This is a genomic window from Niveibacterium sp., assembly GCF_041909475.1.
Lineage (GTDB): Bacteria > Pseudomonadota > Gammaproteobacteria > Burkholderiales > Rhodocyclaceae > Niveibacterium.
The window spans coordinates 24,339-43,586 of record NZ_JAYRDJ010000033.1; the positions used below are offsets into that span (position 1 = coordinate 24,339).

Annotated in this window: 12 protein-coding genes; 4 read left to right on the forward strand and 8 right to left on the reverse strand. The window is 63.7% G+C overall.

Annotated elements, in window-relative coordinates:
* Window positions 1-24 precede the first annotated feature (24 nt).
* Window positions 25-3,699, reverse strand: coding sequence for a methionine synthase (metH, locus tag ACE3P0_RS17435; protein ID WP_374404015.1), 3,675 nt, complete (start codon window positions 3,697-3,699; stop codon window positions 25-27).
* 69 nt (window positions 3,700-3,768) lie between these two features.
* Window positions 3,769-4,389, reverse strand: coding sequence for an FMN-binding negative transcriptional regulator (locus tag ACE3P0_RS17440; protein ID WP_374404016.1), 621 nt, complete (start codon window positions 4,387-4,389; stop codon window positions 3,769-3,771).
* A 229-nt stretch (window positions 4,390-4,618) separates the two neighbouring features.
* Between ACE3P0_RS17440 and ACE3P0_RS17445 the strand changes: the two genes are divergently transcribed.
* Window positions 4,619-5,185, forward strand: a complete 567-nt coding sequence (locus ACE3P0_RS17445; protein WP_374404017.1) for an NnrU family protein — start codon at window positions 4,619-4,621, stop codon at window positions 5,183-5,185.
* Window positions 5,186-5,192: 7 nt separating this feature from the next.
* Here ACE3P0_RS17445 and ACE3P0_RS17450 read toward each other — a convergent pair whose 3' ends face one another.
* Window positions 5,193-6,815: a methyl-accepting chemotaxis protein gene (locus ACE3P0_RS17450; RefSeq protein WP_374404018.1), complete on the reverse strand. Its 1,623-nt coding sequence runs from the start codon at window positions 6,813-6,815 to the stop codon at window positions 5,193-5,195.
* A gap of 153 nt (window positions 6,816-6,968) precedes the next feature.
* Between ACE3P0_RS17450 and ACE3P0_RS17455 the strand changes: the two genes are divergently transcribed.
* Window positions 6,969-7,460: a nucleoside 2-deoxyribosyltransferase gene (locus ACE3P0_RS17455; RefSeq protein WP_374404019.1), complete on the forward strand. Its 492-nt coding sequence runs from the start codon at window positions 6,969-6,971 to the stop codon at window positions 7,458-7,460.
* Window positions 7,461-7,548: 88 nt separating this feature from the next.
* Window positions 7,549-8,643 (forward strand): AI-2E family transporter YdiK, encoded by a 1,095-nt coding sequence (gene ydiK, locus ACE3P0_RS17460; protein WP_374404021.1) that lies wholly within the window; start codon window positions 7,549-7,551, stop codon window positions 8,641-8,643.
* On the opposite strand, the gene ACE3P0_RS17465 is transcribed toward ydiK, so the two are convergent.
* From ACE3P0_RS17465 to ACE3P0_RS17485, 5 genes are all read right to left on the reverse strand, one after another.
* Window positions 8,640-9,773: a DUF748 domain-containing protein gene (locus ACE3P0_RS17465; RefSeq protein ID WP_374404022.1), complete on the reverse strand. Its 1,134-nt coding sequence runs from the start codon at window positions 9,771-9,773 to the stop codon at window positions 8,640-8,642. The two genes, ydiK and ACE3P0_RS17465, sit on opposite strands and share 4 nt — an antisense overlap.
* Window positions 9,774-10,158: 385 nt before the next feature.
* A complete protein-coding gene (locus ACE3P0_RS17470; protein WP_374404024.1) occupies window positions 10,159-11,127 on the reverse strand; it encodes a DUF6708 domain-containing protein in 969 nt (322 codons plus the stop codon).
* Window positions 11,128-11,239: 112 nt separating this feature from the next.
* Window positions 11,240-14,272 (reverse strand): T6SS effector BTH_I2691 family protein, encoded by a 3,033-nt coding sequence (locus ACE3P0_RS17475; RefSeq protein ID WP_374404025.1) that lies wholly within the window; start codon window positions 14,270-14,272, stop codon window positions 11,240-11,242.
* Window positions 14,269-15,222: a hypothetical protein gene (locus ACE3P0_RS17480; protein ID WP_374404026.1), complete on the reverse strand. Its 954-nt coding sequence runs from the start codon at window positions 15,220-15,222 to the stop codon at window positions 14,269-14,271. The genes ACE3P0_RS17475 and ACE3P0_RS17480 overlap by 4 nt, the downstream gene beginning before the upstream one ends.
* Window positions 15,219-17,981 (reverse strand): type VI secretion system Vgr family protein, encoded by a 2,763-nt coding sequence (locus ACE3P0_RS17485; RefSeq protein WP_374404027.1) that lies wholly within the window; start codon window positions 17,979-17,981, stop codon window positions 15,219-15,221. Before ACE3P0_RS17485 ends, ACE3P0_RS17480 begins: the two co-directional genes overlap by 4 nt.
* Window positions 17,982-18,283: 302 nt before the next feature.
* Here ACE3P0_RS17485 and ACE3P0_RS17490 point away from each other — a divergent pair, with 302 nt between their 5' ends.
* A complete protein-coding gene (locus tag ACE3P0_RS17490) occupies window positions 18,284-18,856 on the forward strand; it encodes a PleD family two-component system response regulator (protein WP_374404029.1) in 573 nt (190 codons plus the stop codon).
* Window positions 18,857-19,248: the final 392 nt, after the last annotated feature.

A 19,248-nucleotide genomic window follows, 5' to 3' on the forward strand; every position in this document is an offset into this window, starting at 1 on the left:
ATCCAAATAGCATATTGCGGCCGCTCAGAGAATCGGCGCCAACCAGCGCGCTGCTTCCTCCACGCTCATGTGCTTGCGCTTTGCCCAGTCTTCGAGCTGGTCGCGGCCGATCTTCGGCACCGCGAAGTAGTGCGCTTCGGGGTGGCTGAAGTAGAAGCCGGACACCGCCGCGGCGGGCGTCATCGCGAAGGCTTCGGTGAGGTGCAGTTCGGTCGCGCGCGGTGCTTCGAGCAGTTCGAAGAGCGGGCCCTTTTGCGTATGGTCCGGGCAGGCCGGGTAGCCCGGCGCCGGGCGGATGCCCTTGTACTGCTCGGCGACGAGGGCGGTGGTGTCGAGCGACTCGTCGGCGGCGTAGCCCCAGTCGGACTTGCGGACCTTCTCGTGCAGGTACTCGGCGAAGGCTTCGGCGAGGCGGTCGGCGAGCGACTTGAGCATGATGCTGCTGTAGTCGTCGTGCGCAGCGGCAAACTCTTCAAGCTTCTTCTCGATGCCGACGCCGGCCGTCACCGCGAAGCCGCCCAACCAGTCAGGTTTGCCGCCTTCGGGCGCGAGGAAGTCGGCGAGGCACCAATGCGGCTTGCCGTCCGGGCGCTCGTGCTGCTGGCGCAGTTGCGGCAGCACCTGGCGCACTTCGCTGCGTGACTCGTCGGTGTAGATGATGATGTCGTCGCTACGGCGGGCCGCCGGCCAGATGCCGAACACGCCGTGCGCGGTGAGCCAGCGGCCGTCGATGATCTTCTTCAGCATCGCCTGCGCATCGGCATACACCTGCCGCGCGGTGGCGCCGACCACCTCGTCGTCGAGGATGGCCGGGAAGGGGCCGGCGAGATCCCAAGTCTGGAAGAAGGGGCCCCAGTCGATGTACTCGGCGAGTTTGGCCAGATCCATGTTGCGCAGCGCGCGCAGGCCGGTGACGTCCGGCTTCGGGGGTGTGTAGGCGTCGAAGTCGAGTTTCGCATGGTTGGCCGCGGCCGCCGCATAAGGCACCAGCTGCACGCCGCGCTTCCTGCCGTGCTGCTCGCGCACCTTCTCGTAGTCCTCCGCGACTTCGGCGACGAAGGTGTTGCGGTGGTCGATGGAGAGCAGCTTGGTGACCACGCCGACGGCGCGCGAGGCGTCCGGCACGTAGACCACCGGGCCTTCGTAGTTCGGCGCGATCTTGATCGCGGTGTGCGCACGGCTGGTGGTGGCACCGCCGATCAGCAGCGGCACTTCAAAACCCTGACGCTGCATCTCGGCCGCGATGTGGCTCATCTCTTCGAGCGAGGGCGTGATCAGGCCGGAGAGACCAATCGCCTGCGCGCCGTGCTCGCGCGCCGCGTTGAGGATCTTCTCCGCCGGCACCATCACGCCGAGGTCGACCACGTCGTAACCGTTGCAGCCCAGCACCACGCCGACAATGTTCTTGCCGATGTCGTGCACATCGCCCTTCACGGTGGCGATGACGATCTTGCCCTTCGCGGCGGCGCCGGTGCGCAGCTTCTCGGCTTCGATGTAGGGGATCAGGTGCGCGACGGCCTGCTTCATCACGCGGGCGGATTTCACCACCTGCGGGAGGAACATCTTGCCGGCGCCGAAGAGGTCGCCGACCACGTTCATGCCGTCCATCAGCGGGCCTTCGATCACCGACAGCGGCGGCTTGCCGGTGGCTTCCAGTGCAGCGCGCGCTTCCTCGGTGTCGGCCACCACGTAGTCGGTGATGCCGCGCACCAGTGCGTGCTTGAGGCGTTCGCCGACTGGCTGATCGCGCCACGCGAGGTCTTCCACGCGCTCTTTCGCGGAGCCTTTCACCTGCTGGGCGTATTCGACCAGCGCTTCGCCCGCACCCGGGTGGCGGTTGAGCACCACGTCCTCGACCAGTTCGCGCAGCTTCGGTTCGAGTTCGTCATACACGCCGAGCTGGCCGGCGTTGACGATGCCCATCGTGAGCCCCACCTTGATGGCGTGGAACAGGAACACGGTGTGGATCGCTTCGCGCACATGGTCATTGCCACGGAACGAGAAGGACACGTTCGAAATGCCGCCCGAGGTCTTGGCGTGCGGCAGGTTCTGGTGGATCCAGCGTACCGCCTCGATGAAGTCGACGCCGTAGTTGTCGTGCTCCGCGATGCCGGTGGCGATGGCGAACACGTTCGGGTCGAAGATGATGTCTTCGGGCGGGAAGCCGATGCCGGTCAGCAGCTTGTAGGCGCGCTCGCAGATTTCGATCTTGCGCTGGTAGGTGTCGGCCTGGCCCTTCTCGTCAAAGGCCATCACCACTGCCGCAGCGCCGTAGCGCATCACCAGCCGCGCCTGTTCAAGGAACTTGGCTTCGCCTTCCTTCATCGAGATCGAGTTGACGATGCCCTTGCCTTGCAGGCACTTGAGCCCCGTCTCGATCACGTCCCACTTCGAGGAATCGATCATCACCGGCACGCGGGCGATGTCAGGCTCCGAGGCGATCAGTTTCAGGAAGCGTTCCATCGCTGCCTGCGAATCGAGCATCGCCTCGTCCATGTTGATGTCGATGACCTGCGCGCCGTTCTCGACCTGCTGGCGGGCCACCGCCAGCGCATCGTCGAAGCGACCTTCGAGGATCATCTTCGCGAATACGCGCGAACCGGTGACGTTGGTGCGCTCGCCGACGTTCACGAACAGCGAGTCGTCCGAGATCGCCAGGGGCTCCAGACCGGAGAGGTGCATCACATGCGACTTCTTCGGCCGGTAGGCGGGTTTGACCGTCGACACCGCTTCGCCGATCGCCTTGATGTGCGCCGGCGTCGTGCCGCAGCAGCCGCCGACGATATTCACGAAGCCACTCTGCGCCCATTCGCCGACCTGACGCGCCATGTTCTCCGGCGTGTCGTCGTACTCGCCGAAGGCATTCGGCAGGCCGGCGTTCGGGTGGGCCGAGCGCCAGGTCTCGGACACCCGCGCCATCTCCTCGACGTACTGACGCAATTCCTTCGCACCGAGCGCGCAGTTCAGACCAATCGTCAGCGGGTTGGTGTGCGCGAGCGAATCCCAGAAGGCTTCGGTGGTCTGGCCGGAAAGCGTGCGACCCGAGGCGTCGGTGATCGTGCCGGAGATCATCACCGGCCAGCGGCGGCCGGCTTCGTCGAAGAAGCGCTCGATCGCGAACAGCGCCGCCTTGGCGTTGAGCGTGTCGAAAATGGTCTCGACCATCAGGATGTCGGCGCCACCTTCGACCAGGCCTTTGGCCGACTCGATGTAGTCGGCGACCAGCGCGTCGAAGGTGACGTTGCGGAAGCCGGGGTCGTTCACATCCGGCGACAGCGACGCGGTGCGCGAAGTCGGGCCAAGCACGCCGGCGACGAAGCGCGGGCGCCCGGTCTTGGCGGCGAACTCGTCGCACACCTGGCGTGCCAGTCGCGCACCGGCGACGTTGAGCTCGTAGGCGAGATCCTGCATGCCGTACTCGCCCTGCGACACCCGGGTGGCGTTGAAGGTGTTGGTCTCGATGATATCGGCGCCGGCCTCGAGGTAGGCGGCGTGAATGTCGCGGATGATCTTCGGCTGCGACAACAGCAGCAGGTCGTTGTTGCCCTTCACATCGCTCGCCCAGTCGGCGAAGCGCGTGCCGCGGTAGTCGGCTTCCTGCAGCTTGTGCTTCTGCACCATCGTGCCCATCGCACCGTCCAGCAGCAGGATGCGGGTTTCGAGCAGGTCGCGGAGTTCTTCGGTACGGTCGGCTTGCATCATCGTTCTCGTCTGTCGTATTGCGTCGCCCTCATCGCAGGGCAACGCAGAAATTCGGGGCAGGGTGCTTCAGCGGCCCTGCATCAGCGTATTCATCATCAGGCTTGCGATCGCATCGGCATCGGGGTGGTCTTGCTGCCCCAGTGCGCTGACCACGCGCAAGCGATCGGCCGGCGATTTGTTCTGCGAGAGCTTGAACTTCGCATCCACGCCCTGCATGTCGAGCGCGAAGCAGTGGATCTGCGCCAGCATGCCGGCGCGCTCATCACGCCGCATGTGCCGCGTGCCTTGCTCGCCCAGCGGGTCGGGGTCGAAGGTATCGAGCAGGTGGTCCAGCATCGCCTGCGCGGCTTCGCCTTCGATCACTCGGACCTTGGCCTGCACATGCACCGTCGCGTAGTTCCAGGTCGGCACGCTTGGCTGTTCATACCAGGTGGGCGACACGTAGACGTGCGGGCCATGAAAGATCGCCGTCACCGCAGCGCTTTGGCCCAGCAGCGCGGCATGCGGATTCGCACGCGCCACATGCCCGACCAGCGTGCCGCTCGCATCCGCCACCAAGGGCAGGTGCGTGATCACCGGCGCACTATCGGCCACGCTGATCAACGTGGCGAACGGGTGCTGCGCGATCAGTTGCGCAATGGCATCGCGATCGGGCGCAGCGAAGTGGTCGGGTACGTAGAGCGTCATGACTGGCCCTGAAAACGAAAAAACCCGCTCGGCCTCGGTGGCGGAACGGGTTCTTTTGAAACGCGTCTCGCTTTAGCTGATTTCGACCCGATCGGGGCCGGCGCCCAGCAAGCTGAGGTCAAAGCGGCGCAAGGATCGGATTTTGCTTGCCGCGCTTGCGCACTGTCAACAGAATTGCCCCTTTCGCGTCAGAGACTTGCTGGCGCCCATCCCTTCGCGGAGCCCCCTAATGTCGATCCTGCTGCTTGGCCTGTTGCTGTTCTTCGGCGTGCATATCGCCGCCTCGATTCCAAATGTGCGCGCCGCCGCCATCGCCCGCACCGGTGAGAACGGTTGGCGCGGCGTGGTCACGATCAACGCGATTGCCGGCCTTGGTCTGGTCGTGCTGGGCTGGAAGGGTGCGCCGAACACGCCGCTGTTCGCGCCCAGCGCGCTGGCGATCCAGTTCGCACCGCTGCTGATCACGCTGTCGCTGATCCTGTTCTTCATCGGCGGGCTGAACCTGCGCGGCCATGTGAAACGCCGCTTGCATCACCCGATGCTGATCGGTGCCGTGCTGTGGTCGCTGACCCACCTGCTCGCCAACGGCGGCGCCCGCGAAACGCTGCTGTTCGGCAGCTTTCTCGCCTTCTCGCTGTACGAACTGGCCTCGAACTTCGCGCGCGGCAAGTACGCCACGCACACGCCGTTGATCCGCTACGACCTGATCGGCCTGCTGGTCGGCATCGCCGTCGCCAAAGCGGTGCTGGTTTGGCACCAGTGGCTGTTCGCGGTGCCGGGCTACCTTCCGCAGTAAGCCCTGCTCAAAGCCTGAAGCGGGCGGTCAAGGCATCGAGTTCGCTGGCCGTCTGCTCCAACCCCTGAGCAGCGCGCGCGGCGACAGACATCTCGACACCGGTCTGCTCGACCTGGTGCGCGATGCTGTCGACCTGCTGGGCGAGCAGGCTGCTCGCCTCGCTCTGTTCGCGGGTCGACGCGGCAACGTCGCGAACCAGCGATTCGGCTGCACCGGAGCCTTCGGCAATCTGCTGCAAGGTCTCGGCAGCGGTGGCCGCAGCCTCGCGCGCCTTCTCGGCGTGTGGCAGGGCTTCCTCCATCGTGCGGGCGGCATCGAGCGTGTCGCGCTGGATGCGTTCAACAACGCCGGAGATCTCGGCCGTGGCCTTCTCGGTTCGGCCGGCAAGACCGCGCACTTCGTCAGCCACCACGGCAAAGCCACGCCCATGCTCACCGGCACGCGCGGCCTCGATCGCAGCGTTGAGCGCGAGCAGATTGGTCTGCCCGGCGATGTCCTTGATGACTGAAGCGATACGCGTCACTTCCTGTGCATTCTCGGCCAGCGTGCGCACCTGATCGGCTGCGCCGCCGAGCGCTTGGCTCATGTTGCCGAGGTCATCGGCCGCGACCGAAACCTGCTTCTGGCCGTTGCGCGCAAGCTCGGCCGCAGCACTGGCATGGCGCGCCGTTTCTCCGGCATTGTCGGAAATGTGGTTGATCGACACGGTCAGTTCTTCCATCGACGCCGCCATCGACTGCGTGCTGTCGGTCTGCACCTCGGTAGCGGCCGCGACGGCGCCAGTCGTGGCGTTGATGTCATGCGCCGCCTTGCTGACACGCCCAGCACCTGCAGTGATCTGCGCCATCACGCTACGCAGGCTCTGCACCAGGCGATCGAGCTCACCAAGCAGGCTGCCTGCATGAACGTCACGCAAACCAACCGTGAGATTGCCCCCTGCAACCTCGCGCATCACGGCAACGGCCATCGCCGGCTCACCGCCGATGTCGCGCAGCACCGCGCGGATCACTGCGAACGCGGTCACCGCAACCGCGACCATCAGCACCGCAATCGCGGCGAGCGCCGACATAAGCTGAGCGCGGAAAACCGCGTCAATATCGTCAATGTAAAGTCCGGTACCGATCACCCAGTCCCACGGCTGGTAGTGAGTCAGGTAATGCAGTTTTGGCAGCTGCTCGTTGCCGCCAGGTTTGACGGTCAGGGTGCGCACGTAGCCGCTCTTGTCGAGCGCCGCATTCACCAGATCCCGCACGGTGTAGGCGCCGGACTTGTCCTGGCGATCCCAGTGACTCTTGCCTTCGTATTCCGGGCGGATCGGGTGCATCACCCCCATCGCCTTGGAATCGTAGATGTAGAAGTACTCGCTGCCCTGGTAGCGCATCGACCGCAGGGCATCCCGCGCCAGGGTCTGTGCCTGCTCCTTGGGCATCTCGCCCTTGGCGACACGTTCCTGAAAGCCAGCGACCGTGCTGGCGGCGATCTCGATCGCGGATCTTAGGGTGACCTTGCGATCTTCGAGCAACTGCGCGCGCAGGTTTGTAACCTGCAGCGCGGCCAGCGCCAGCATGCCCGCCAGGGACACCGCAACGAGAACCAGCAGACGCGTCTTGAGACTGAGTTTCGCGAACATGGCAATGCTCCGTTTCTCTGAATCGACTGCGATCGCCGAAGCGCCCGCCGGGTCAGTGTTAACGACCCGCATGCGCCAGTGCTTGAGCAAGATGAACGGTGGGCGCCGTGACATAGGCTACAGTGGCGCCCGATTCTGTTCAGCCCCAGCACCATGAAGCTCTACCTCGCCGGCCCTGACGTCTTCCGCACCGATGCGCTCGAATGGGCCGTTGCTGCGCGTGCGCTGTGCAGGCTGTGTGGCCACGAAGCGCTGGTGCCGCTCGACGGCGAAGCGCAGGATGCAGCGGGCATCTACGCCGCCAATGTGGCCATGATCCGCGCAGCCGATGCGGTGCTCGCGAACCTGGCGGAATTCCGCGGTGCCGAGCCGGATTCCGGCACTGCCTTCGAAGTGGGCTTTGCGATTGCGCTGGGCAAGCCGGTGGTCGGCTATCTGCCCGCCAACGAGGCACTCGCCGACCGGATCGCGCGCCATTGCGGGCCGCTGACGCGCGACGAAGTCGGCCTGATCGACGGCAGCGGTTTGCGGGTCGAACAGTTCGGCCTGCCACTCAACCTGATGCTTGCGGTGCCCGCGCGGATCGTGATCGGCGATCTGTCGACGGCAATCGCTGCCCTGCCGCGCAGCCCCTCGGGCGCCTGATACGCATCACGAGGTTTCGTCGTATCGCTTGGCGGCGTCACACGCCGGGGCCAGAATCACGCATCCCTCCTTCGCACGAGCGCCCGCCATGCAAGCTGCCAGACCCGAAGTGACGCGCACCCTGCTCGCGGTGATGACGATTTCGCTGTTGATCGTCGGCTCGCTGTGGGTACTCAGACCCTTTCTGGGTGCCCTGATCTGGGCGACGATGATCGTCGTTGCCACCTGGCCGCTGATGACGGCACTTCAGCAGCGGCTGTGGGGCAAGCGCAGCCTCGCAACCGCGGTGATGGTGTGCGCGCTGCTGCTGGTGTTGTTCGTGCCGCTGACGATCGCGATCACGACGGTCGTATCAAATGCCGACAAGGTGGCCGTGCTGGTGCCGAAGCTGCAGGAAGCCACCGTGCCGGAGCCGCCGGCCTGGGTCGCAGGCCTGCCGATGGTCGGCAACAAGATCGCCGGCTTCTGGCACGGCGTGGCGGTCAACGGCGTTGCCCCGCTGCTCGCCAATGTCAAACCCTATGCCGGCGATGCGCTGAAGTGGCTGGCGTCGCAAGCCGGCGGACTCGGCATGGTGGTGATCCAGTTTCTGCTCACCGTGGCGGTCGCCGGCATTTTGTACAGCACCGGTGAATCGGCGGCGCGCGGTGTGCGCGGCTTCGCGCGACGGCTCTCGGGCGAGCAGGGCGATCGGGTCGTGATTCTAGCGGGTCAGGCGATCCGCGGTGTTGCGCTGGGCATCGTGGTGACGGCGCTGGTGCAATCCACCTTGGGCGGCCTCGGGCTGCTGATCACCGGCGTGCCCTTCGCCGCAGTGCTGACTGCGGTGATGTTCATGTTCTGCCTAGCCCAGCTCGGCCCGGTGCTGGTGCTGCTGCCGGCCGTAGGCTGGCTGTTCTGGAGCGGCGACAATACGATGGGCAGCGTGCTGCTGGTATGGACGCTGGTCGTCGGCTCGCTCGACAACTTCCTGCGGCCCTGGCTGATCAAGAAGGGTGCGGATCTGCCACTGCTGCTGATCTTTTCGGGTGTGATCGGCGGTCTGCTCGGCTTCGGCATGATCGGCCTCTTCATCGGCCCGGTGGTGCTCGCGGTCACCTACACGCTGCTCGACGCGTGGATCGGCGACGCATGGCCAGCGGCCGACGAGGCGCAGCCCGCGGCTGAGACGAAGCAGGCTTAGTTGCCGAACAGCTTCCTCAAGCTCTCGCCAATCCCGCCGGCGGCCTTGCCCACACCTTCAGCGAGGCCGCCAATGCTGACACCCAGCCCCTCCGCCACCGCTGCCGCAAACCGCGAGGCCATCACCTCGTTAAGCGAGAACTTCGGGTCATCGAGATTGCCCTTCAGCGTGAAGTCGACCTGAATTCGCCCCGAGCGATCCTTCAAGGCCGACACCACCAGCGCACGCGGCAAACCCAGCGCGCTGTGCCCGTATTCAACCAGTTCCAGTTCGCTCAAGGTCAGTTGGCCGGGCGCATCCAGGCGCCGCTTGGCCACCTTGGCGTGCATGGAGAGGTCGAGGACGCCACGCTTCACGCCCGCGTCGGCAGCCTTTACCAGGTAGGGTTCTACGCTGCGCAGATCCACGCCAGTCAGCCCGAGCTTCAGATCCATGTCACGCGTCGCCAGCGTCAAGCGCCCATCCAGCGCCAAGCGCCCGTCGCGCGTGGGGCCGGTGACGGTACCCGCCAAGGCCAGCGCGCTCTCGGCATCCAAGGTCGGAATCCGCAAGTCCGATAAACGTCCATCCAGCGCCCGCAGCGCGATGCAATGCGGCTTGCGCGCCACGGTGGCATCGCAGTAGTCGAGCGCGCCATCGGCCAGCACGATCGAATCGAACTGAATCACGCGCGTCGGTGCCGCCGACGCCTGCTCCGCGGATGCCTCGCTTTGCGCCACCCTCGAAGGCTCTGCTACGGCCGCCTGCGCTTCGGCCGGCTCCAGCACCGAAGGCAGCAGCCGCACTCGGCCATTTCGTGCGCGCAGCATCGACAAGTAAGCACCTTCGAGCCGCAGCTCCCGCACCGCGATATCGCCGCGCAGCAGACTCGTAAGCGCCGGCACCACACGCACCACACGCGCCCGCATTTCATCCTGCACCGGCCAGCCATCCGCGGCACGCACCACCACGTCGCGCAACTCCAGCGCATTCCAACGCACCACCACATCCCCAACCTGCGCCCGCGCCCCCAAGCCCTGCTCAACCGACACCTTCAAACGCTGAACGGCGAAGTGGTAGGCAATTGGAATCAGGAGTGCAAGCGTCAGTACGGTGGCAAACAGAATGCGGGCGGGGCGGGAACGGAACATCGGGAAGTCGCAGACACGGTTAATGGAAGACGTGAATTGTAGAAAATGGCGTGGTCGCGGGTACTCCCTCTCGTTCGGGTGCCGCAGCACACCGGTCCGTTCGCGGCCCATGGCATTTAACGCTCACCGACTGGGGCCCTGCGCGACGCAGTGCAACGGCATCAGTCGTCTGCAGTCGTTCCAGAACCTGGGATCTTTGAGGTCAGACTGTAAGTGAGATGACTTGACGAGTCAGCGCTGACAGCACCCGTCTGAACGGCCACACGACGGCACCACTTGCAGTAAGCGACTCGTTACAGCCCGGCGGCCAAGCACAAGGCCGCAAATCGACGTCCGGCCCCTGTGCGCTCAGCGGCCTGGCAGCCCTACCGTGGCAACACTGCGCTCAAGACGTCTCGTCGCCACCCGAGATCAACTCGCCGTTGACGCGAATGACTGGCTTGCGACGCGGGCGGACTGCTTCCTGTGCACGGTTGTGCAACAGGTCGGCCGAACGTGCGGCGGCCTGCTCGGACTGCCAGGCGAGCAAGTCAGCCCGGTGTAGGGCTTCGAGTTCGCGCGGCCACTTTGGTCGTGGCGCCACGGCGAGTGCCAGCCAATTAGTGAACTGCAGGGGAAAGAATATCGGGAACAGTACGATGAAGATGATCGTGCGCGTCCAGGGCGCCGGCGCGATGCCGGGTTTGTCGCGGTTCTCGCGCCAACGTACCCAGTCATCGGCCATGCCGAACAGGTTGACCATGGCGTACCAGCGCACCGCGTGCGTCAGGAGTTTTTCGGGTGGCGACACGGCATCCGGGCCACCTTCCATATAGCGACGCACGTACTCCATGCTGGGCAGCACGCCCGATTCTGCTGCAGAGATCTGTCCGCACTGGAATACGTGCGGGATACCACGCGTCCGCAGAGGCTCGCCGCCTGGGCCGAGTTCCGCATATTGCCCGCGGTAGGTCTTGACGGTGGCATAGGCGGTTGCCACGCTCGATTCCACGCGCGGTGTCAGTCGCGACCAATCGATCTCGATCGGACCTTTGCCCGTCCACAGCCAGACCTTCTTACGCTTGTGGTTAAGGCGGACGGTGGGGTCGGTGACGGAGAAGAAACTTAGCCATAGATAGAGCAGCGGCACGGCTAAGCCTGCGGTTAGGGCCACCACCATGACAATGGCAAACACTACGTCGAACAGAGCAACGTCGTGTGATTGGAGCGAATCCTTCGTAAGGGTGAGGACGCCGTAGATGATCGAACAAATAAGAACTGACAACCCAACGAAAATAATCGCCCCCCAGCCACGCATCGGCGAGTTCCCGCCCTGCCCGATTTCCAAGTAGGCTGGACTGATGGCGTACACCATCTGGTCGCTGTTTGCCCAGCTACTCAGCGGACCGGCCGGTAGTGGGCGAGTGTTGTGCGCAGCGTGTTTGGCGCGTTCCCAACCTTTGCGTGTGCGTTGAAACCAGGCCATATCAGTCTCTGGCGTCGGCGTAATTCGCACCGCCCGGTACGGGAATCATGCGCAGATCGGGATGGTTGGCGGGATCGGGCCAGTACTCGAATTTGAGGCGGGCGCGGTTGTAGAAGTCTTCGTTCACTTTGAGCTTGCCGGCATAGGTGGCGACACCATTTTCGAGCGCAAGCGTGAAGGGCTCGCTGAATTGAAGGACTTCGTCCATCGGAATGAGTTTCTGCCCTTGAGGGACGGCACTGAAATAAGCCTGCGTAGGCGGCTGGGGTTTCAGGTCAGGGTCTTCACTAAAAGCACTGGTCTGGCGAGTCACGACAGTCTGCCGTTTTCCTGGACCGAACAACTGCAACGAGAGCGCATAGCTGCTAACGGCACTCCGGAAACCCGGCATGATGACTGCGACTTCGACCTCGTCTTTGCCAAACTGATCATTCCAGTTGAGTGTGACATTGATGCCGTAGAGAGCAAGCTGGAACTCCGCCATCTCGTCCTTGAGATTGCCAAATTTCGTTCGAGTGGTGCCCTTATACGCCAGCTCATTGCGCCACTCGCAGCGGGAAAGCCATTTTTCCAGTGGTGTGTCTTCTTTCGTGGCGGCTTGGTAGGCGAAATAGATCCCCGCGACGGTGGCGCCAATCACGAGAACGATCCACCCCGCAACCGGAATCGCCGCCCCCATGCCCAAGAAGCCCGCAGCACCAATTACGGCCGAAGCCGCTGCGCCAGTTGCACCGGCTTGAGCGAGTAGGGCGCCGGCAGCCACGACCGTCAGAGCTCCAGACCCCACGGCAGCTATTGCGCTCATGCCAGCGGCGCTGTATGAACTCATGGCTGCATCGCGATCTCCGTCCTGGGCTAGTCCGTAACCTTTTCGAGCAGCTTGGGTAGCGTCAATCGTGGCAGACGCAATTCCAAGCAATCCACCCCCCAATGCCGTCCAGCCAGCAATAGTCAGCAAGCGCGCAGCACTCGTGGTCACTACCGCAGGTGTAACCCGCGCGGCCATGGCTCCCGCAAAAACTTCCCCCGTCAGCGCCATCAGGCCGAGCGATCCGGACACCACGCCGTACAGGCATTCCGTGATGTTGTCGTCGCGGTTGGAGGCGTTGCCTTTGAGCGCACGATCGAGCTGGATCAGGTTAGCGGAAAGGTTGCTGATCTGAAGCGCAGCTCCCAGGCCAAGCAGACCTTTTCCGAGCGCTTTGCTGTCTTTGAGATAGGCCGTCAGTCCCTGCCATAGGTTGGGCGCAGGGCGCGGCAAAGCGAGCTGCGCGGCTGGGGCCGGCAGTGCCTTGGGGACTTGGGCTTGGCCCAGCCCCACAGCGGTTTCGGGCATCCACACCTCAGTTGCCACAACCCTGGTGGCAGTGAAGCGGCTTCCTAGCCAGGCGCCATCGACGCCTTGGGCGATCTTGAGCGAGCGAGCCTCTTGTACGACCTTGGACATCTGCGACTTGGGCGGCCCCCACACAGCCTCATGCATTTGCACGACCATCTGCTGAAGCGTGACCTTCTGTACGTTGGGCGTTACCAGCACTTCCATACGACTGACGATGACCAGTCGCAGCCGTTGCCCTGCCACGAGTGCCGCTTCCGGCTGGCTGCGGGCAAGTACCGAAAGCTGTGAAGCAAGCGTCACTGCGAGGAGGCCCGATTCCGCCTGCGCGCTACGCTGCAAGCCCTTCGCTTTGCGTACCTCGTGCCATTCCCGGAGCTTTTCAGTCAGATCCTTGCTCTGCTTGACGAGATCAACGCCCTTGTCGAGCTTGCCCACATCCAAGGGTTTGGCGGCATCACCCTTGAGAAATGCGATGACGTCTTTGTCGGCCGCGGTGAATGCCAGCCACAAGGGGTGTTGAGCATCTGCGGGATCTGCCGTGAGCCACGCCTGCCACCATGTCTGTTCTTTCGGAGTGGCGCCGGAACCAAACACGCAGCGCGCGAAGTCGCGCTCCATGGCTGCGCCGATGGACTTGCCGTGTTGCGCGTCGGCACCGTCGTAGACCTGCCACGCGAGTTTGAAGAAATCGCTGTTCGCCCAGGCGTACCAATCGTCGCTCGCACGCAGGATGTAGGCCTCAAGCTCCTTGACCTTTTTGTCATGCGCCGCCTTGTCGGCGTGAACCTTTTGCATGGAGACCTTGGGCGCGTAGCGATCGTCCCAGACCTTGCCCCGTCCTTGCTTGCGCATGGACGATTCGAGGTCAAGGATGATGTCGCCCACGATGCGCGAGCGCAGCTTGGCGGCATCTCCCTGATATTTAGCCAATGCGCCCGCCTGCAGGTTGCGCCAATGATTGATGTCCTGCGCAACTCCAACCGTATCGGGAAGGCACAGCACGATCGCGTTGCCGGGGCTGTTGGCGTGCATGCGCGTGATCAACGCGTCGGCTTGCCCGGAACGGTCGATTGCGGGGGCCGTGGTGTAACTGGCATACCGGCGATCCACCGCACCAAAGGCAGCGGGTGTGGCAGCGTACTCGCCGACCAAATTGGCCAGCTCGCTGCCGGATGCGACGCGCACACCCGCATCGGCCGGAATGCTGCCGCCCCGGACAGCTTCAGCCGCATTCAGACCAACCATGAGCTTGCCGCGAAGTTGAGCGTCGCTCTTGAGCTGCTTGCGTACTTTCGCGGTCCACCAGGTGCGGCTATAGCCCACCCACACCTTACCGGCCTCACTGGCGCGTGTAACGTTGATCAGTGACGCGACGACGTTGTGGCCCTTTTCGCCGCAATGAAAAGTGGGTGGGCTGTTCGGTGGCGCATCGAGCAGGGTTTCCTGAAAGTGTCCGCTCGTAGTGGCTGCAAAGCATCGCCACACGCCACCGGCCCGTTCGTCGAACAGATAGACATAGCCCTCGCTGATCACGCGCAACACGTACTTGCCATCGCGCACTGGCGCGGTAGGCATGTGGGGTGCGCAAGGCAGCGTCGCCGGTTTGTTGGCCGATTCGCCCGGCACATATGCGATGCGCAGGGGCAACAAAGGCAGGCCAATGCGGTTGCAGTACTTGCAGTTGTCGATACTCATTTTGAACCCGTGTGGTGGGGTGCTGTCGCAGCGTTGCGCTGCGCTTCCGAAGCGATCAAGGCCCAGTCTTCGTCGTCGAGCTCGGCCTGAGCGCTGGTGTAGGCAATTTCGGTCTCCTGCACACGACGCAACAGCGCCTGGATACGTGGGCTGCTCTCAATCGGGGCCGTCAATTGCCAGCGCTTCGCTGCAAAGTGCAATTTCGCCTCATCGCGCAAACCCGCTTCTTGGGCGGCCGACAGACAAGCCCTAAGTGGGCGCCAGGGATCGGCTGCGTCAAAAGCCCCGGAATTTGGGCGTGCCAACTCGAAGCAGGCGTTGAGTTCCGAGATTCCACCGAGGGCAGCTTCCGCCTCAAGGGTCAGATGAAGCGGAGCATTCTGCTCGGCTGGACTTTCCAGCACATAGGCCATCAGTTGCCCACGGGCATCGACGAACCACCATTTGGTGACGATGCCCTGCACGACCGATTCAAATCGAAGTGAGGGTTGCGTCAAGTGTTGAGCCACCCTGGGATCCCAGTAACGCAAGATGCGGCGTTGAGCTTTGGCGTCGATAGCCACGGCAGAGCGTCCAAGCGCAAGAGCCAATTGCTTTGCCGGGAGCGTCGAGCACATCAAGGCCGCGAAGCGACGCCCTGCCCCTGCGCACCCCACGGCTTCCTTGGCAGCAGCGTCGAGGAAATCGTCGATAAAGCGTGCTTTGGCCAGCGTCGAGTTTGCGCGCGGGGCGATGAGCATGGGTCTCATCGATTCCGGGTAATTGCTGTGCGCAATCGGAACCGGTAGGAGGACAAAATCCTCTTCTGGCAGTTGCTCATCTGCCGGATCGCTTAGGGGATCGAGCAGCCCGAATAGCTGCAATTGCTGCTGGCCAAGCTCATCGCTGCCCGGGACAGGAATCTGGGCGCGGATGAATTCGCGTGTGTTGGCGGGCGACACTTTGCTCACAGCAGTGCCGTGCCTTTACTGGCGGCTTCCTTGAGTGTTTCGGCGCAGCCTTTGAACTCTTCCTTCGTCAGACTAGCCGTCTCTGCACCGGCCGACTGTGGCCCGGTCAGATTCTTCTGACTTGCCTTCAGCTTCACGCTGCCTGGTGCGGTCAGCGTAATGTTGCCGCCTTCGATCTGAATCGCGGCGCCGGCGGCAGTGAGTCGGACGTGGCTCTTGGCGCTGATCTGGATGCTGGCGTGGGTGCTGGCGACGGTGACCTGCTTTTGCGCTGCAACGGTGGCGGTGTTGTCGTGTGCGTGGGCAGTGACTTTGCCGGTGGCGGCGTGCAGTTTGATGCCCACGTCGGTGATCGGTCGTGCGCCTTCGGGCTTCTTGCCCACGGTGTAGAGCACGAGGCCAGCACCGCTGGCCCAACGGATCGCGCCTTGCGCGGCGGACTCAAAAGTCTGACCTCCCGTGACAGTGAGGTGGTTGGCGACAGCAGTGCTGTGCGCCGGCGTGGCGAGCGCGATGCCGGCTTCCCCATGCAGCGAGAGGTGCGGTGCTGCCCACGCAGTGACCATACCAGTGCCCCCTGCGATGCCGGCGGGGCCTTGGTTGGTGCTGGTCGTCTCGGCCAGTTCCTTGGACTGCGTGCTTGCACCGTCGAGTGGCGGCAGCTTCTTCGGCTCTGAAGGGTCTTTCTCGAACTTGGCGCGCGAGGTGTTGGCCGCTTTTGCGAAAGCGATCGCGAGTTCGCTGCTGCTGTCCAGCACCGCGGTGGCGCCACTCGCATCGACGTGCGGCACGCCACGGTGGCCGGATTCGCCGGCGGAGAGTTGCAGACCCTGTGCGGCGCGCACGGCGCCGGCGGCACTGGTGGCTAATTCCACACCGTGGCCACGGGCGGCTTCGCGGGCGTTGTCGGTCTGCGCACGCAGGTGCCCCAGCTGCAGGCGACTATCGTGTTGCGTGGTGGAGAGGCGCAGCCCGTCCTGGCCGGGGGTGGCATCGAACACCAACGCGTTGTGCTCGCCGCTTCCGGCTTGGCTGGTGGCGAGTGCCTGGGTCTTGATGCCGGCGAACACCGGTTTGTGGGCATGCGCACCGGAGCTACCGGGGAACCAAGCGGGCGCGTTGCCGGTGGCGTTGGCGCTGCCACTGCTGACCTGATTGCCTTGCGCGTTCTCTTGCCCGCGGCCGTTGTAGGCGAGCCCGATCACGATCGGGCGGTCGATGTCGCCTTCGGAGAAATCGACCAGCACTTCTTGCCCTAGGCGCGGGGTGAAATGGGCTCCCCAGTTGTCACCGGCCAGTGCGGTGGCAACACGTACCCATGTGCCTACAGTCTCGTTCGCACGCGCATTGTCGTCCCCACTCGGGTGGGCGAGGCGGCTTTGGGCGTTGCCGCCGCGCAGCCACGGCAACTGGATCTTGATGCGGCCATCGCGGTCGGCCGTCAGTGGCGTACCCGACACACCGACGACCAGCGCCGTCTGTGTGCCGCGCACGGTGGGTTTGGGGTGGATGCGCGCGCCGTGTTGATCCCAGGTGAGCGGGCGGTAGGGGGTATCCGCAGGGATGCTGTACGCGCGGTTGCAGTAGAGCGGGGTGTCTGCTTCATTGCGTACTGCTTGGCCGGCGTTCGTTGTGTCGCTCAACGAGTCGAGCAGTGCCAGTGCGGGCGCCGGCCCCAAGACTTCTCGGATCTGCGCCAGCACATCGGCGGCGAGGTTGTTGCGCGCTTCGTGCTCCACGCTGAGCACCGCAATCGGAACGCCCGTCGGCGGGCCGAAGGGGCCATCGGTGATCACGCTGCGGCTGCCGGGGGCAAGGCGACGCACAGTGCTACGGAACGGATAGCTGTGGATGCGGCACTGCCAGGCTTGCAGCTGGCGCTCGGCGTAGCGCTCGCCGTCTTCAACGGTCGGGAAGGCGTAGAGGCCGGGCGAATCGCTCCGCACCAGCGAAATGGGCCCACACTGCTGGCCGCGTGCTTCGACGGTGACACGCTGATGGGCACGGTAATCCCAGGTCACGATGCTCACGGTATCGGGCATCACGCGCGAGCCGCGCTGCAGGCTTTGCACGGTGTCGGCCACTTCGGTGGCGTCAGCACGGTGAAAGCGCATCGGTGGCACTTGCTTGAAGGCGCTGTTGTGGTCGGCGATCACCAGCGTGTGCGCGTCGGCGGCGTGCTCGAACCAGTAGAACAGCCCTTCCTCGGCAAGCAAGCGTTCGACGAAGGCCAAATCGCTCTCGCCGTGCTGCACACAGAGGCTGCGCGGCAGCAGCGCATCAGGTTCGGACAACTCCCAGCGCCACTGCGGCACGAGCTTGCCCTGGCCTTGCCAGCCGGCAAACAGCTCATCGCAGATCGCGACGACGTTCTGATCCTGGAAGGCCCAGCTGTCGCGGTTGTGGCCAAGGAACGCGAGCCACGGTTGCACCCGCATGCGGTAGCGCGCCAAGCCACCGTCTGCGCCCTGCAAACCAAAGCCGGTGACGTAGCCGTGAAAAGGGCGATCGCGGCTCACGAGACCATCGGTCAGCAGCGTCAAACACACCGGCTGCCCGATCAGCGACTTGTGCGCGATGTGCGCATCCTCGCTCAACAGCATCAGATCGAGTTCGAAGCCGCCGTCACCCACCGATTCGCGGATCCGCGCCGTTTCGACCAGCAGCGCATCCGTGCCCAACGGGGTGGTGAGGCGCAGCAGGCGATTGGCGTCGGAGAAGCTGCGCGATAGCAGGCCGGGAAGGGAGAAACCGGGCATCGGTAGGGTCCGTCATGGATTGGCGTGATGTAGGCCGACAGCATATCGCCATGGCATATCCGGTACCGTGAAATGCTGCGGGTTACAGCCGCCTTTATGCCACTACGGCTAGATTTCGCCGGCTCGTCGATACGTTGGCGTGCGCCCGAGGCCGGCAATTACACCGAACCGTGACAGTCGACGCAGCGCCCCTCAGGCAATTGACGTGACTCGCTTACAGGCCGGAATGCCGACGGTATGATTTGTTCACCAACCGGATTTGACCCAGGCCACAGGCGTGGGTGCACTCAGCAGAGGTCATCGTGGGACTCTTCGATCAGCTCAAATCGATACTTGCCAAGTCGCCAAGCCCCCAAGCGCCGTCAGCGCCCGCGGACGCGATTTCAGCCAGCCTGGGCCAGCCGCCCGAACGGCGTGTGCGTGATCGACAGAACGCCAGACCAGGCACCAGCGCGCTGATCGTCGACGATTCACCGACCATCGTTGCGGCATTGCGCAAGATGCTCAATTCTGCTGGCTATGTGACGCTTGAAGCGCTCACAGCTGAAGAAGGCATCGAAATTGCCCGCGACCTCACGCCGGACATCATCTTTCTCGATATCGTGCTTCCCGGCATGAACGGCTTCGCGGCTCTGCGCACGCTTCGCCGCGACCCGCTGACGAAAGACATACCGGTCATCATGATCAGCGGTAACGAACAAGCCACCGAGCAGTTCTTCGGCACCCGCATCGGTGCCGATGACTTCATGAAGAAGCCCTTTTCTCGCCTTGAAGTGTTTGCGCGAATCGAACGCCTGCTCGACGCAGACATGGTGCCGCGGCGACTCGCGGCGGCAACAGCACAAGTGGAAGCGACAAGCGTGAGCAACGCCTAAGGGTCGCCCAATGTGTTGATTGGGCTAGAACCATGCTGAATGGAAAAAGCGAAAAGGCCCGATTAGGGCCTTTTCGCTTTTTACCACTCTGTCGATTCAGCAGTCATTCACCGTTTTGGCGAAATTGAACGACTGCCAGCAGCATTCGAAAATGTCCGTACGCTAAGTCGAAAGACTCGAATCTTGCGTGCCAATCAAATAAAAAATAATTTAAAATCAAATACTTAAATGATGTAGCGAGCCTCTATTAGTGGCACAGACCCCCTAGCAGGGTGATGCAAAACCCAGTGAACGATCGCGCCCGTCATTTGTCGTAGCAGTAGGCGTCCAACCCCAGGCACAACAACGATGCGCGGCGAAGTCGATCCCCAGTCCTCGATGTTCCACTACTT